Origin of the sequence: Ensifer sp. 22460 (assembly GCF_052044935.1) — a bacterium.
Lineage (GTDB): Bacteria > Pseudomonadota > Alphaproteobacteria > Rhizobiales > Rhizobiaceae > Ensifer.
In genome coordinates this window covers 1-14,426 of sequence record NZ_JBQENZ010000036.1, presented here as the reverse complement: position 1 = coordinate 14,426, position 14,426 = coordinate 1, and the positions used below count along the sequence as shown (strand labels likewise).

At 60.7% G+C, this 14,426-nt stretch carries 12 protein-coding genes and 2 pseudogenes; 9 read left to right on the top strand and 5 right to left on the bottom strand.

What is annotated here, in order from left to right:
- Positions 1-60: 60 nt before the first annotated feature.
- Positions 61-972 (bottom strand): nucleotidyltransferase and HEPN domain-containing protein, encoded by a 912-nt coding sequence (locus ACTJKM_RS31530; protein WP_113513398.1) that lies wholly within the window; start codon positions 970-972, stop codon positions 61-63.
- Positions 973-1,181: 209 nt separating this feature from the next.
- Here ACTJKM_RS31530 and ACTJKM_RS31525 point away from each other — a divergent pair, with 209 nt between their 5' ends.
- From ACTJKM_RS31525 to ACTJKM_RS31515, 3 genes are all read left to right on the top strand, one after another.
- The gene (locus ACTJKM_RS31525) at positions 1,182-1,661 is read left to right on the top strand and encodes a ProQ/FINO family protein (protein ID WP_058329899.1); all 480 of its coding nucleotides are present in this window, start codon (positions 1,182-1,184) and stop codon (positions 1,659-1,661) included.
- 437 nt (positions 1,662-2,098) lie between these two features.
- The gene (locus ACTJKM_RS31520) at positions 2,099-4,018 is read left to right on the top strand and encodes a potassium transporter Kup (RefSeq protein ID WP_058329900.1); all 1,920 of its coding nucleotides are present in this window, start codon (positions 2,099-2,101) and stop codon (positions 4,016-4,018) included.
- Positions 4,019-4,503: 485 nt separating this feature from the next.
- Positions 4,504-4,782 carry an HU family DNA-binding protein gene (locus ACTJKM_RS31515; protein WP_113513397.1) on the top strand — a complete coding sequence of 93 codons (279 nt, stop codon included), beginning with the start codon at positions 4,504-4,506 and terminating at the stop codon, positions 4,780-4,782.
- 479 nt (positions 4,783-5,261) lie between these two features.
- Here ACTJKM_RS31515 and ACTJKM_RS31510 read toward each other — a convergent pair whose 3' ends face one another.
- From ACTJKM_RS31510 to ACTJKM_RS31495, 4 genes are all read right to left on the bottom strand, one after another.
- The gene (locus ACTJKM_RS31510; RefSeq protein WP_440639124.1) at positions 5,262-6,233 is read right to left on the bottom strand and encodes an ABC transporter permease; all 972 of its coding nucleotides are present in this window, start codon (positions 6,231-6,233) and stop codon (positions 5,262-5,264) included.
- 11 nt (positions 6,234-6,244) lie between these two features.
- Complete coding sequence (locus ACTJKM_RS31505) at positions 6,245-7,225, bottom strand: ABC transporter permease (protein ID WP_058329903.1); 981 nt, start codon at positions 7,223-7,225, stop codon at positions 6,245-6,247.
- Positions 7,222-8,763: a sugar ABC transporter ATP-binding protein gene (locus ACTJKM_RS31500; protein ID WP_058329904.1), complete on the bottom strand. Its 1,542-nt coding sequence runs from the start codon at positions 8,761-8,763 to the stop codon at positions 7,222-7,224. The genes ACTJKM_RS31505 and ACTJKM_RS31500 overlap by 4 nt, the downstream gene beginning before the upstream one ends.
- Positions 8,764-8,832: 69 nt before the next feature.
- The gene (locus tag ACTJKM_RS31495; RefSeq protein WP_058329907.1) at positions 8,833-9,957 is read right to left on the bottom strand and encodes a sugar ABC transporter substrate-binding protein; all 1,125 of its coding nucleotides are present in this window, start codon (positions 9,955-9,957) and stop codon (positions 8,833-8,835) included.
- A gap of 350 nt (positions 9,958-10,307) precedes the next feature.
- On the opposite strand from ACTJKM_RS31495, the gene ACTJKM_RS31490 reads away from it, so the two are divergent.
- The 6 genes and pseudogenes from ACTJKM_RS31490 to ACTJKM_RS31465 all read left to right on the top strand — a co-directional run.
- The gene (locus ACTJKM_RS31490) at positions 10,308-11,219 is read left to right on the top strand and encodes an SMP-30/gluconolactonase/LRE family protein (protein ID WP_058329905.1); all 912 of its coding nucleotides are present in this window, start codon (positions 10,308-10,310) and stop codon (positions 11,217-11,219) included.
- A 15-nt stretch (positions 11,220-11,234) separates the two neighbouring features.
- Complete coding sequence (locus tag ACTJKM_RS31485) at positions 11,235-11,459, top strand: tautomerase family protein (protein ID WP_058329906.1); 225 nt, start codon at positions 11,235-11,237, stop codon at positions 11,457-11,459.
- Positions 11,456-12,517: a LacI family DNA-binding transcriptional regulator gene (locus ACTJKM_RS31480; protein ID WP_245296299.1), complete on the top strand. Its 1,062-nt coding sequence runs from the start codon at positions 11,456-11,458 to the stop codon at positions 12,515-12,517. The genes ACTJKM_RS31485 and ACTJKM_RS31480 overlap by 4 nt, the downstream gene beginning before the upstream one ends.
- A pseudogene (locus ACTJKM_RS31475) lies at positions 12,508-13,173 on the top strand (alpha/beta fold hydrolase); the annotation flags it as partial. The gene ACTJKM_RS31480 and the pseudogene ACTJKM_RS31475, both read left to right, overlap by 10 nt.
- Before the next feature lie 31 nt (positions 13,174-13,204).
- A pseudogene (locus tag ACTJKM_RS31470) lies at positions 13,205-14,011 on the top strand (NADP-dependent oxidoreductase); the annotation flags it as partial.
- An 87-nt stretch (positions 14,012-14,098) separates the two neighbouring features.
- The coding region (locus ACTJKM_RS31465) for a helix-turn-helix domain-containing protein (RefSeq protein WP_440639882.1) at positions 14,099-14,426 on the top strand (328 nt) is incomplete at its 3' end.

Below are 14,426 nucleotides of genomic sequence, written 5' to 3'. Positions count from 1 at the left end.
CGATCGAAGACGAAAGCCGAAGCTTCCTAATGAGCGGACTTGCGCGACCGAAGTGATGAGTTAAGTGGCGTTCGCCGCCTCGGCCAGTTCGCTCAGCCGCTCCTGACTGACTGTCTCAACGAGGCTGAGAAGATGCTCCGTCCGCTCAAGAAGCCAATCGAGGGCTTCCACGGTAATCTCGAAGTGCTTCGAATAGCGCGCCTTAACATAGGCTTCGTTCAGAACGTTGTACCAGGCGGCAAAACGGTGCTGATCGCGCGGCCAAGCTTCGACCAGCCGCTGGTCGCGATCCTCGGCGAGACCGCGGAGAAATTTGAGATTATGCGACGGCGGGCTGTAGTTAGTGAGCGTGAGGAGCAGGCTTGAATACGCTGTTTCGACGGCCTGATGGAGCACAAAAGCAGCGAGGGGGAGATTTGATTTGTCTCGGTAGAAACGACTGCCATCCGCAAAGTCCGTTGCGTTCGTGAAGTGCCGTTCAAAATGATCCTTCGCCACGCGGAGTGCATCGGCCGGCGAGAGCTGTTTCGGCTCGGCCAGTGGCCGGTCGTCGAGTTCGTAGAGCACAATGCCCTCGCGCAGAATATCGACGAAGAAATATTGTCCGTCTGCAAGGAAGTTGTTCACTTCCCGGGCGCCATGGACGATCAGCCCCACCGGCATCGACACCGCCTTGTCCCACATCAGACGATCGGTCGCCTTGTCCCAGTATTCCGGTTCTGCGAGCTTCTTCGAATTGACGATGACGAGGATGTCGTAGTCGGAGCGGTAACCCTTCATCGTATGCGGTTCATCGACCCACGTTCCGCGGGCGTAGGAACCGAACAGGATAATCTTCAGGATCCGGCCGCGCTTCTTGAAGTCGGCGGAGCCTCCTTCAAGCGCATCGGCAAACTCCTCGTGGATGATCTCCACAATGCGGGCAAGCTCGCGCTGTTTCTTCTCGGGAAGATGTTCGAGGCTCGTTTTCATATGCAACCAGTAGGATAAAGACGACTCGCCGTCTACTACAGGAATTATCAGGCAGGCGCGCGTCTCCTTGATTGCGCAGGCCTCCGTGGCTGGCCGCACTTCAAGTTCCGGCACACACGCTATAGATGCTCAGGAACTGACGTCGTTGGTTCGTGCTGTCGAATGGGCGTATCCTTGAGTAGTGACATCCTAGATTGGCGGGGGCTGCGATGAGTCAGAAAGCGGACGCGACGAAACTTCCCCGAAAGAACTCCCGACCGGTTCTGGCTCGCGAACGAGAAGTCGCAAAGACCGAGGCGATTAACGCCCTTCTCACCCGACCCATCGCAATCCTTTCGGTCAAGGTCGGCGACCCCATCCGAACCTTTGCGCTTGGGCTTTGGAATGACATCCGCCCTCTCCTGCTACCGGATATCAGCGTGTCGACGCTGCGCAAGGCAATGGCAACCTATGTGCATTCGCGGAGTTATCAAATCGCGATCGCGCGGGCAGATTCCATGCGCCATGATATTGATGGCGAGCCGGTCGGGCCTATTTCGGATGGCGACCGGCTGGATGCGCTCAGGAAGTATGAAGGCTTCAAGGCGCGCGATGGATCCAGCGAGCCAAAGTCGGCATTGCCGGCTCAACTGACAAAGACAGAGGCGATCCGGATGGCCCTTCTCAGGCGGAAGGAAAATCCGCGCTAGACGGGAGCAGCGTCTCCTTACTTCGCAGCTTTGGCTGTGATAGCGTCCACCGCGTCCTGAGACCGGTCCATCACGAAAATGAATCGATCACGTCCAATCGACCTCTCCAGCCATTCCCATCATTCGTTGCGAAAGTCGCAAAAGCGAGGGTTTGCTGCCGTTCACGCCGTCGCCTGCGGCATCGGCGACTGCAATTGCCGCTGTCGATCGTGTGGGCATTGCCTGCCATTCACGGCGAGTCGGGCAAGCATACTTGGCTTGACAACCCAACCCACGGAATATGGGATGTCGGAAAATAGTACACCGGTTTCTCAAGGCTTCGGACTGGCAGGCGGCGCGCTGGCAATGGATCATGACCGGGTTGCGGCAACGAAACGTTTGCTTATGCGTGGCAGCAGGACTATCGCGGCCCGCCAATTCTGGATGGAGTAGTTGTTATGGCCAAGGCCGACGCTGACAGGGGCGCCGATCCCACGCAACCGGCCGCCCAAGACTCGCCTGGCCAGCCCAATCTTAAAATCTTGATGCTTGGCGCACTCGGTGTCGTTTACGGCGACATCGGAACAAGCCCTCTCTATGCGCTTCGCGAAGCGCTTCTGATAGCCGCGTCCGACGGCTCGGTGGTGCGCGAGGACGTGCTGGGAGTCCTTTCGCTGATCATTTGGGCGCTGACACTGATCGTGTCCGTTAAGTATGTCAGGTTCGTGCTACGGGCCGACAACAAGGGTGAGGGTGGTACGCTCTCTTTAATGTCTCTTGCACGCCGCAGTTTTCCGGCGCGTTCGACCGCAATGTTGGCACTAGGCGTCGCTGGCGCGGCACTGTTCACGGGCGACTCCATGATCACGCCGGCAATTTCGGTCCTGGCGGCTGTGGAAGGCCTTGAGACTGTGACGCCGGCCTTCGAGCCCTATGTCGTGCCCATCACGCTGCTTATCCTCGTTGCACTTTTCGCCGTTCAGCGCTTTGGAACGGGCGCAGTCGGAGGCGTTTTTGGTCCGATCACCGGTACCTGGTTTGTCGCGATCGGAATTTCGGGGTTGAGCCATATCATCGCCAATCCCGACGTGCTGTGGGCGATCAATCCCTATTACGCGATCCATTATCTCGCCGCCAATCCGGCGCTCTCGCTTGGCACGATCGGCGCTGTTTTCCTGGCTGTGACGGGTGCGGAGGCGCTTTACGTCGATCTCGGCCACTTCGGCCGCAAACCGATCGTCCTGGCGTGGCTTTGCATCGCTTTTCCTTGCCTTCTCCTCAATTACACCGGGCAGGGCGCTTTCGTTCTGACGCGTACAGACTTGCCAGCAAACGTCTTCTTCGACATGCAGCCGGGTTGGGCGCTGTTGCCGATGGTCGGTCTGGCGACCGCTGCCACGATCATTGCCAGCCAGGCGGTCATTTCCGGCGCCTATTCGCTAATTCGCCAGGCGGTGCAGATGAAGCTCCTGCCGCGCTTCAGCATTCTGCACACGTCGGAGACGCAGGAGGGTCAGATCTACCTTCCGCGGGTTAACTGGATGCTCGGCGTTGGCGTCGTGCTGCTGGTACTTGGCTTCGAGAGGTCCGGCAATCTGGCTTCGGCTTACGGCATTTCGGTCACCGGTGAGATGGTGGTGACGGATCTGCTTCTCTTTATCGTTATGCGTAGAATCTGGAACTGGTCCTGGGCCGCGGCGCTTTTGGCTTCGATACTATTCCTGATCGTCGACCTGGTATTCCTTGGCTCCAACATCATCAAGGTGGTCGACGGCGGATGGGTCACGCTAGCCATTGCTCTCGTGGTGTGCCTTATCATTTGGACCTGGGTCCGCGGAACGCGCTATCTGTTCGACAAGACTCGCAAGAGCGAAATTCCCCTCGATTTCCTTGCCGAGCAGATGGTGAAGAAGCCGCCTCAGCTTGTACCCGGCACCGCCATCTTCTTGACCAGCGACCCAACGAGCACGCCGACGGCGCTGATGCACAGCCTGAAGCACTACAAGGTGCTGCACAAGCAGAACGTCATTCTGACCGTGGCAACCGCCCAGGCGCCCACCGTTCCCGACAGCCAGCGGATCAAGATGGAGCCGATCAACGATCTGTTCATGCGGGTGACGATGAAGTTCGGCTACATGGAGCAGCCGAACATTCCGAAAGCCATGGCAATCTGGCGCAAGCAGGGCTGGAAGTTCGACATCATGTCGACCTCCTTCTTTCTCTCCCGCCGGTCGCTCATACCATCGGCCACTTCCGGCTTACCGCTCTGGCAGGCTCGGCTGTACATCGGGCTGGCCGGCACCGCCGCCGACGCGACCGAATATTTCCAGATTCCCACCGGCCGCGTAGTCGAGATCGGGACTCAAGTCACCGTCTGATCTGACCTCAGCAGCCTCGGTCGATGGTCCTTAACGTCAGCGGCGACACACCTCCCGAAAACTTGGCGTCGCTCGTCGGCGAACCCATCAATGTCGAGCGGATCAAGGTTGGAATGACATCCTGCGCCTGGTCACGACCGACATTATCAAACACATCACCCCGCTCGGGGTGGCAGCATATCAGTCTCACCGGCGCGACATCATCTATCCGTTGGTGCATCTCGCCGTCGCCGGTAGCGATGCGAGAACCGAAGGCCCCGGCCGCGGCCGCGAGGCAGCGGTTCGCGCTGCCACGTTAGCGGCCGCTTTTTATGCGAGGGCGTACCCAAATCGGGGCCCCCACGGGGTCGGGAACCAACTTCGACAAAGAGCGGCGATTGCGTTGTGGAAATCGTCGGCATTTTGCTCCTCCTCGCTGGGACGCCAGATGACAAAAGGGATCCCGTTGGACGAGAATTCCCGCGTCATCAAAGAGGGGAAAAACCATGACAACGACCAATGAGATTGCAGAAAAGATCGCGACCGAACATGGTTTGACCAAAGTCCAGAGCAAGGCGGTTGTCGAGGCGGTCTTCGCGGCCGTGACCGCCGCCGCCACATCCGGCGCCGAAACATCGATCCCGAGCTTTGGCAAGTTCAAGGTCAAGGACACGCCTGAGCGCGAGGCGCGCAATCCGGCAACCGGTGCGACCATCAAGGTTCCCGCTGCGAAGAAGTTGTCCTTCGCGCCGGCCAAAGCTCTCAAGGACGCGCTGAACGGCTGATGCGACTGGAAGGTTCGGGGCAAGAACTGGAAGATGCGGAGGCTGTTGAGGGCGCCACGGCTTCTAAACGTCGGAACGATGCTTCCCGCGCTGCGCTCCACTTCACGGTGGTGGTAGCTGGTCGGCCCGAATCTTCGACGATTGCGGATTGCACGGCAGAACCGGCGGCCTGAGGCACTTGAGCGCTCTGGGACCCGCGGTGGCTTACGCCCGCCCCACGCGGTTCCCGACGATACTACATTACCCACGAGGACAAGCGCCGAGGGTAGATCCTTCCGTGACGTTTCTGCCGCGAGCGCCTGGTGGACGGCAGGTCCGTACAATCCGAAATAGAGCGAGGTGAGGACCGGCGAAAGGCTTTGACGGCCCATGTATCATCCAACTCGCGGGTTGGCCTTTCGAGCCCATTGCCGGATCGACTGCCGTCCTGGCGAGAAGCCAGATGGATGCGTGTGGCGCTTCCTCTGTTCTCCGCAAGCTTAACGGCTGGCTGGCGCACGACCATAGAGCAGGAGCATGAGTATGATCATCACGCCGTAGATGATCTGGCGCCCGGCCTCTGGCATCTGCGTGACGGAGAGGATTGACTGCAGGAGTGTGACGAGGATGACGCCGGCGACAGTGCCGAGATAGGATCCCCGGCCGCCCAGGATCGAGGTTCCGCCAAGAACAACAGCCGCTATGGCAGGAAGCAGATAGGCATCGCCCATCGATTGCGAGGCCTTGGAAGCGTAGCCTGCCAGCAGGACGCCGCCGAAGGCCGAGAGCCCGCCCGAGGCGGCGAAGGCGATCATCACGATGCGGCGGGTATTGATCCCGGAAAGATAGGCCGCCCGTTCGCGATTGCCTATGCCGTAGACGGCCCGCCCGAAGCCCATCCGGCGCAGCAGGAAGACCATCGCCGTGCCGACCAGCCCCCAGATGAAGACGACATTCGGGATGCCGGGGATCAAGGCGCCGGTGGAGAGATAGCGCATGGCCGCGGTGGCGGAATCCTGTGGCGAGAACCCGCCTGTGTAGACCACCATCACCCCTTGAGCGACGGCATTCGTCGCCAGCGTCACGATCATCGAGGGTATGCGCATATATGCCACCCCGACGCCGTTGACGAGCCCGATGCCGATCCCGCAAAGGATTCCGAAAGGGATGGCAAGAGCAGTGCCGACCGGACCGCAGGCGGCAGCCGCGCAGGCCATCATGGCGCCCGTTGCAACGGTCCACGGTACGGAAAGGTCGATCTGCCCGAGCAGGATGACAAGCATCATGCCGGTGGCGATGATGCCGAGGAAGGATGCCACCTTCAATTGCTGCAGGAGATACTCCGGTGACAGGAAGCTGCGCGAATAGAAGCTGCCAAGGACAAGCAGCAGCAGGATGCAGCCGAACGCGGTGACCACCGCCGGATCGAGTTTGCGCAGGAAGTTCGGCTTGCGTCCGTTTACGTGCGTCATCGCCGTCTCGCTCACAGGAACCACTCCAATCTATTGCGCACCCGGAAAAGGGCCAGAGCGCCGAGGCTGATGGCCGCAAGCAGGATCAGCCCCTGGAACAGCGGTTGCCAGAGCGGGTCGAGATCGAAAACGAACAAAAGGTCGCCGATCGTGCGGAACGCCAGCGCACCAAAGACGGCACCGATGGCGCTGCCCTTGCCGCCAAACAGCGAAACGCCCCCCAGCACCACTGCGGCAATCGAGAACAGCGTGTAGGCGTTACCGCTGGCGAAAGCCGCGTCACCGGTATACGTGAAAAAAGTGAGAAACAGCCCGCCGAGGGCGGCCACCAGGCCCGAAAGCGTATAGGCAAGCAGCTTGCCGCGCCGGATCGGCATGCCGGACATGTAGGCCGCCGTTTCGGAAGAACCGACGGCATAGGCCGCCCGGCCATAGACCGACCGGCTGAAGGGCACCCATATCAGCACAACCACCGCCGCGAGTGCCGCGAGGCTCGCCGGAACGACTCCGAATATCCGTCCCGTCAGGGCGTCCGCCAGACCCTCGTTAACGGAACCTCCCGGAAAAGGTCGCAACAACAGGGCGACACCGAAATAGATTGCCCCCGTCGCAATCGTCGCCACGATCGGCTGCAGCCGCCCATATATGACGATGGCTCCATTGATCGCGCCGCACACAGCCCCGACGACCAGGACGATAACGACGCCGAAGGTCGTTTCGAGCGGCGAGCCCACGACCAACCATGAGGCCAGGCAGTTGGTGAGAAGGAAGATCATGCCGACGGAGAGGTCAATTCCCGCGGTTATCACCACCATGGTTTGGGCCATCGCGACAAAGGCGAGCAGCACCCCCTTGTTGGCAGCCGTTTGAATAACGTTGGCTGTGAAACCAGCCGGATGGTTCGCCGTGTAGATGATGAACATCACCACGAAGATCGCAACCGCAGTCAGCGTGCCCCGGTGCTCGGCCAGTCGATACTGCCAGTCGTTCATTGCGCGGGCTCCTGATGGAATGGTTCCGCGGACGGCATGTTAAGCGCGCTCGCGATCAGGGTGCGCTCCGTTATCTCAGCTCCCACCAGTTCCCGCTTCACCGCCCCGTCATAAAGCACGAGGACCCGGTCGCAGCAGCCGATGAGCTCGGCATAGTCGGTCGAATAGAACAGGATGCCCGCGCCCGCGTCAGCCAGACGCCGCAAGAGCAGATAGATCTCCTGCTTGGTTCCAACGTCAATGCCGCGTGTCGGATCGTTGAGGAGGACGATGCGTGGCTGCCGCATCAGCCATTTCGCGATGACGACCTTCTGCTGGTTGCCGCCCGAAAGGGCGCCGACGGGCGCGTCAATATTCCCCGCCTTGATGGCGAGCAGCGTCATCATCTGATTGATGGCGCTCTCCTCTTTCGCGCTGTCGATGATCCCGCCGCGCGTCAGCCGGTCGAGCGACGCAAGCGAGAGATTGTCGCGCACCGTCATCGACAGCATCAGCCCCTCGGTCTTACGGTCTTCCGGGATGAGCGCCATGCCGATACCGTGGCGGCGCGCCTGCGCGGGGCTGCTGATGCTGATCGGGCTGCCGTCGACTAGGACCGTGCCACGCAGCCCGCGCAGGACCCCGAACAGCGCTAAAAGGAGATCACGCTGCCCCTGCCCGTCCAACCCGCCAAGACCGACGATTTCGCCCGAGCGGAGCGAAAACGAGATGTCGTGGAGCCGGTCCGCCCAGGACAGATTTCGTGTTTCAAGCACTGACGCAGTTTGTGCAAGCCGGTCCGGCTTAGGAGGGTAGACGCTGTGATACTCACGGCCGATCATCATCTCGATGACTTCGTCGTCACTCTTGGAGCCCGCCGCGTAGCTCGCGACCTTGCTGCCGTTGCGAAACACCGTGCAGTCGTCCGCAAGTTCCGCAATCTCGTTCATTCGATGCGAGATGTAGACAAGCGCCAGCCCTTCCGCACGCAATCGCTTCAGCACTGCAAAAACCTTCGAAACGTCGGCCGCAGTCAGCGCCGATGTCGCCTCGTCGAGGATGAGGATGCGCGGCTTGCGGGCCAGCGCCTTGGCAATCTCGACGATCTGCTTGCGCGACAGCGGCAGATCCTTGACCAGAGCCAGAGGATGGATGTCGACGGCACCGGCGCGCGCCAGCGCCTCCTCTGCCAGGCGCCTCTGGGCCTTGCGGTCGATCATGCCGAACCGCGTCGGCGGATTGGAAATGACGATATTGTCAGCAACGCTGAGTTCTGGGATCAACGACAACTCCTGGAAGACGCAGGCGATCCCGGCGGCGTTGGCGGCAGCCGGCGAAGCGAATTTCACCGGCTGTCCGTCGAGCGTCATCTGGCCCTCGTCCGCAGCCACGACGCCGGCCATGATCTTGATGAGCGTCGACTTTCCTGCACCGTTCTCGCCGAGAACGGCGTGGATGGCCCCAGCCCTGACCGACAGTCCGGCATTTTCAAGCGCGCGAACCCCACCATAGCGCTTCGATATCCCCTCCATGCGAAAGAGCGGGCCGCCATTTTCCATTGCTCTCTCCGGGAAACCGTTACGGACGACGGGCACTGCACAGCTGCGCAACGCCCGTTCCTGATCGACCTACTGGTTTTCCTTGCTCTGCTTCATGATTTCCTGGGCGGAGAAATTGATCCCGCAGGTAGGGAAGGAATTACCGACGAAGAAATTGTCGGATTCGGACTGGAAGTAGTCCTGGCCCTCCTTGAAATTCGGATCCTCGACAATGGCCAACGGCAACTTGACCGACTGCGGCACCACCTGTCCCTCGAGCGCGGCGATCGCCGTCTTGATGGCAACGGCCACCTGTGCGGGTCCGGTTCCGGCCGACGAGCATTTCAGGCCGTCTGCGGCATGTGCTGCACAGAACTTGCGAAACCCGTTTTCGGTTTCGCCGCCAAACGGCACGAACGGATGTTTGGCGTCGATCATCGCCTGGACAATGCCGGTATCGCCGCCCTGGCCGGTAATGCCGTCGAAGGGACCGCTGGTGGCGATCGCATCCGCCGTCACCTTCTGGGCCACCCCGTCATCCCATTTGCCCACGACCTCGATGACCTCGAAGTTCTTGCCCGACGCCTGGAGTCTCTCATGGATGCCGTTGTGCCGATCGGTGTCGACCGAAGTGCCCGCCACACCGCGCACCTCGAGTACCTTGCCGCCGTTCGGCAGGTGTTTGACGAGCCATTCGCCCCACAATTGGCCGAGCCCCTTCTGGTCGACGTTGACGTTGATCGCGTCCTGGGTGTCGAGGATATTGTCGAAGGCAACCAGCACCACGCCGGCTTCCTTCGCCCGCTTGATGACGGGCGCAAATGCCGTCGGGTTCTGGGCGTTGACGACGATGGCGTCATAGCCGGAATCGATGAAGTTGTTGATCGCCGAGATTTGGGCGGGCACGTCCTCACCCGTCGAAACGACCTTGAACTCCTTCAGCTTCGCCGCGACGTCGGGCTGGGCGGCATAGGCCTTTGCCGTCTGCACCATCTGGATACGCCAGGTATTGGCGATGTAGCCGTTGGCAAGCGCGATGCGGTACGGGCCTTCCTTTTTCGGAAACTTGAAGAATTTGGTGTCTGCCGACCAGGGCGCGAAACATTCCGGCTCCGCCGCGGGCCCTGAAACCACTTCCGGCTCCGCGTAGGCGGCCGATCCCAACATGAAAAAGGCAGTGGCAGCAACGATGCCGCCAGCGAGTGACTTCATCATCGACATTTCCTCCCATTGGCGCGCCACTGATTTTGTTCTCCGGTTCGAGAGGGAACTCCTTCCCCCGGAACGGCACGAACTTCTCTGGCACCGGCACGCTGGATGCCTGCTTTCACCATTGACGAGGCGCTCTGGTCTCCTCCCGAAAGCACCCCTGTCTCTTAATTAGGTAGCGCTACCACAAAAAATTGTAAAGTAACATTTGCGGATTACCGAGAACCGAAATCCCCAATTTTCAAGTGAAATTCGGCGACGTCGACACCGATGCAGGAAGGCTATTCCCTTCCGTGATGATAGCGCTATCATGCGATCAGCGGTCAGAGTGCGATCGTTGCCGCATGAGGGTACCCATGGCCGAGGATTTCGAGATCGTAGACCAGCGCTTTGCCAGCCTGGTCAACCACAGCGCCCGAGTGGAACAGCTCTATACGGGGTGTCGCTGGGCCGAAGGGCCGGCCTATTTCGCCGCCGGGCGCTATCTCGTCTGGTCGGATATCCCCAATGACCGGATGCTGCGTTATGACGAAACCGACGGGCATGTGAGCATCTTTCGCCAACCGTCGAACTTCGCGAACGGCAATACGACCGACCGGCATGGCCGTCTGGTGACCTGTGAGCACGGTGGCCGCCGTGTCAGCCGCACCGAACATGACGGGAGCATCACCACCGTCGCCGATCGCTGGAACGGCAAGCGGCTCAACTCGCCGAACGACGTCGTCGTGCGATCAGACGGGTCGATCTGGTTCACCGATCCCGCCTACGGCATCGAGTCCGATTACGAGGGCCACAAGGCCGAAAGCGAAATCGGCGCCTGCCACGTCTATCGTGTCGACCCGGCGACGGGCGCAGTTGCGGCCGTCATTACTGACATGGTGCGGCCGAATGGCCTCGCCTTTTCGCTTGACGAAAAAAAGCTCTACGTCGTCGACACCGGCCGGACGCATGGGCCCGACCTTCCTGCGCATGTGCGCGTTTTCGATGTGAACGAGTCGGGCGCGATATCGGGCGGGCGGGTCTTTGCCGATTGCACCGTAGGCCTCTTTGACGGGTTCCGCCTGGACGACGAAGGGCGGATCTGGACAAGCGCCCGCGACGGCATCCATTGCTACCACCCGGACGGCGCCTTGCTCGGCAAGGTGAGAGTACCGGAAAACACCGCCAATTGCGTGTTCGGCGGGCCTAAGCGAAATATCCTCTACATCTGCGCGACCAGCTCGCTTTATGCCGTTCGGCTGATGGTCAACGGCGCAAAACTCGACTGAGGCAGGAGGCCAGCCATGCCGTTCTTGCGGATCACCATCGTGCGCGAGACCCTCGCCGACGATCCTGCGGCCAAGAGGGCGGCAATCAGCAGCCAGGTCACTGCGGCGATTGCCGAGGCAACCGGATTGTCCGAGCGCGAAATCTCCGTCGTCTTCGATGAGGTGGACGCAAGGAACTGGTATGTCGGCCGCACCGATGTCGGGACCCTGCGCTCACGCAGCCAGAAGGAGTCGACGTGAAGGACGACATCACTTCCAAAGACCAGAGCCGGAAGGCAAGCCGACGCGGCAGTGGGAGACCGACCATAGCCGACGTCGCAAAACTGGCAGGGGTCGCCGCGATTACCGTGTCGCGCGCGCTACGCGATCCCTCGCTGGTTTCGGCCGAACTGCGCGCGGGGATCGATACGGCGGTGGTCCAGCTCGGCTATGCGCCCGACCCCAATGCGCGCGCGCTCGCATCCTCCCGAGCCGATGTGATCGGTGTTCTCGTGCCGTCACTGACAAACATCGTCTTCGCCGACACGGTGAGAGGCATCTATGACGAGCTCGGCGACGGTCCGTTGCAGATACAGATGGGCAACACCCACTATTCGCCCCGGGAAGAGGAACGGCTGATCCGGATGTTTTTGAGCCAGCGGCCATCGGCGCTGATCGTGTCCGGCATCGACCAGACCGAAACGACCCGCAAACTGCTCGAGAGCGCGGATTGCCCTATCGTGCAGATCATGGAGTATGGCGACGATCCGGTCGATATGCTGGTCGGGTTCTCCCACTTCGATGGCGGCAAGGCGGCGACCAACCATCTGATCGAGGCTGGATATCGCCGTATAGGCTTCATCGGCGCGCGAATGGATCCTCGCTCGCAGCGTCGCCTCGCCGGTTACCGCTCGGCTCTGGAGACCGCTCAGCTCTTTGATCCCAAGCTGGTAACCACCACGCTGACGCCTTCACGCGTATCGCTCGGCGGGCCGCTCCTGGCCGATGCGCTTGCCAAGGTCGCCGATCTTGACGCGGTCTTCTGCAACAATGATGACCTTGCCATGGGCGTGCTGTTCGAATGCCAGCGGGCGGGCATCGCCGTGCCGCACAGCATGGCAATCTGTGGCTTCAACGATCTCGACATGATGCACGTCGCCTATCCGTCGCTCACCAGCGTACGCACGCCGCGCTATGAAATCGGCCGGCGCTCGGTGCAGATGGTGCTGGATCGACTTGCCGGCCGGCCAATTGAATCGCCGATCGTCGACTTGGGCTTCGAGCTTCAGGTTCGCGAAAGTACGCCGCACATCACGTGATCGCGGTAGACTATCGGGGGATCGGCCTTTCCAGCGGATCGGCTCCGGTGACCATAGATGAAACGGCCCGCGACGCGATGGACATGATCGGCAAGCTGGGATTTGGCACGGTTGAGCTGATGGGCTTTTTGCTGGGCGGCTTCGTCGCACAGGATATCGCACTGAAAGCCCCCGGTCGGGTACGCAAGCTGATCTTGACGGGCACTGGCCCGGCGGGAGGAGCAGGTATTGAACGGGTCGGAGCCGTCTCCTGGCCGTTGATCCTCAAGGGCATGCTGACGCTGCGCGACCCGAAAACCTATCTGTTCTTCACCTCAACCCCCAATGGTCGCCGCGCAGCCAATGACTTTTTGGCGCGTCTGAAAGAGCGCAAGCTGGATCGCGACAAAGGTCCGACACCCCGTGCCTTTTTGCGCCAGCTTGCGGCGATCAAGGCCTGGGGGCGTCAGGCACCGCAGGATCTCGGGCGCATCCGCATTCCCGTTCTCGTGGCCAACGGGGACAACGACATCATGGTGCCGACATCCAACAGCCGGGATTTGGCCCGACGCATCCCGAATGCCGATCTGGTGATCTACGAGGATGCCGGCCATGGCGGCATCTTCCAGTACCATGCCGAGTTCGTGCCGAAAGCCTTGGCTTTTTTGGCTGCCTGACCTGATAAAAGTTTCACACTGGAGAAAGCCCGTGAAAGCCTTCGTCGTCGACAAATATAAGAAGAAGGGCGCGTTGCGTCTGGCCGACATGCCCGATCCCCGGATGGGCGCGGACGATGTTCTGGTGCGTATTCAGGCCACCGCGGTCAACCTTCTGGATTCTAAGGTGCGGGACGGCGAATTCAAGCTGTTCCTGCCGTATCGTCCGCCCTTCGTTCTAGGCCACGATCTGGCGGGAACGGTTGTAAGCGTCGGCGTGAATGTGCGGCAATTCAAAGCGGGGGATGAGGTTTACGCCCGTCCGCGCGATCACCGGGCTGGCACATTTGCAGAGTTCATTGCGGTTGATGCCGCCGACGTGGCGCTGAAACCGGCGAGCCTTTCCATGGAGCAAGCCGCATCGATCCCGCTGGTTGGACTGACCGCCTGGCAGGCGCTGGTCGAGGTGGGCAAGGTCAAGCCCGGCCAGAAAGTGTTCATTCAGGCCGGTTCCGGCGGGGTTGGGACCTTTGCCATCCAGCTTGCCAAGCATCTTGGCGCCACTGTGGCCACCACGACCAGTGCGGCGAATATTGACCTGGTCAAAAGCCTCGGCGCTGATGTGGTGATCGACTACAAGACGCAGGATTTCGAACAGGTGCTGTCCGGCTATGATCTGGTGCTGAACAGCCAGGATGCCAAGACGCTGGCAAAATCGCTGAACGTGCTGAAACCGGGTGGAAAGCTGATCTCAATCTCCGGCCCTCCGGATGTTCCCTTTGCTAGATCTCTGGGGCTGAGCCTGTTCCTGCGCTTTGTGACGCGCATGCTGAGCCGGGGCGTCCTGAAGAAGGCTAGAGCGTTTCCCTGACTGATTGAATCATTTGGGCTTTGCAAATCAGATGGGTTCTGATTCAAACTTTCTGCCGATGGAGGTCGGCAGATAATGTCGAAAGCCCTTTCCGTTGATCTTCGCGCACGTGTTCTTGCCGCCGTCTCAGCCGGAGCGTCGCACCGGGAGGCTGCCGAGCGCTTTGGCGTCAGTGCGGCCAGCGTGAGCCGGTGGCGAAACCTGCAAGTCCGTCAGGGCCATGTTCGACCGGGTCCGCTGGGTGGAGACCGTCATTCGTACAAAACCGAAGCCAACGCCGACGCGATCATGTCGTGGCTTGAGGAACACCGGGACGGCACCTTGTTCGAACTTCGTGATGCCCTTGCAGCTCAGGGCATCGCCATCAGCAAGTCGGCGCTGCACCGTTTCCTTGTCCGGCACA

Coding starts and splice junctions, on each gene's coding strand:
- ACTJKM_RS31530 (WP_113513398.1), bottom strand. CDS start 972: ATGAAAACGAGCCTCGAACATCTTCCCGAGAAGAAACAGCGCGAGCTT.
- ACTJKM_RS31525 (WP_058329899.1), top strand. CDS start 1,182: ATGAGTCAGAAAGCGGACGCGACGAAACTTCCCCGAAAGAACTCCCGA.
- ACTJKM_RS31520 (WP_058329900.1), top strand. CDS start 2,099: ATGGCCAAGGCCGACGCTGACAGGGGCGCCGATCCCACGCAACCGGCC.
- ACTJKM_RS31515 (WP_113513397.1), top strand. CDS start 4,504: ATGACAACGACCAATGAGATTGCAGAAAAGATCGCGACCGAACATGGT.
- ACTJKM_RS31510 (WP_440639124.1), bottom strand. CDS start 6,233: ATGACGCACGTAAACGGACGCAAGCCGAACTTCCTGCGCAAACTCGAT.
- ACTJKM_RS31505 (WP_058329903.1), bottom strand. CDS start 7,225: ATGAACGACTGGCAGTATCGACTGGCCGAGCACCGGGGCACGCTGACT.
- ACTJKM_RS31500 (WP_058329904.1), bottom strand. CDS start 8,763: ATGGAAAATGGCGGCCCGCTCTTTCGCATGGAGGGGATATCGAAGCGC.
- ACTJKM_RS31495 (WP_058329907.1), bottom strand. CDS start 9,957: ATGATGAAGTCACTCGCTGGCGGCATCGTTGCTGCCACTGCCTTTTTC.
- ACTJKM_RS31490 (WP_058329905.1), top strand. CDS start 10,308: ATGGCCGAGGATTTCGAGATCGTAGACCAGCGCTTTGCCAGCCTGGTC.
- ACTJKM_RS31485 (WP_058329906.1), top strand. CDS start 11,235: ATGCCGTTCTTGCGGATCACCATCGTGCGCGAGACCCTCGCCGACGAT.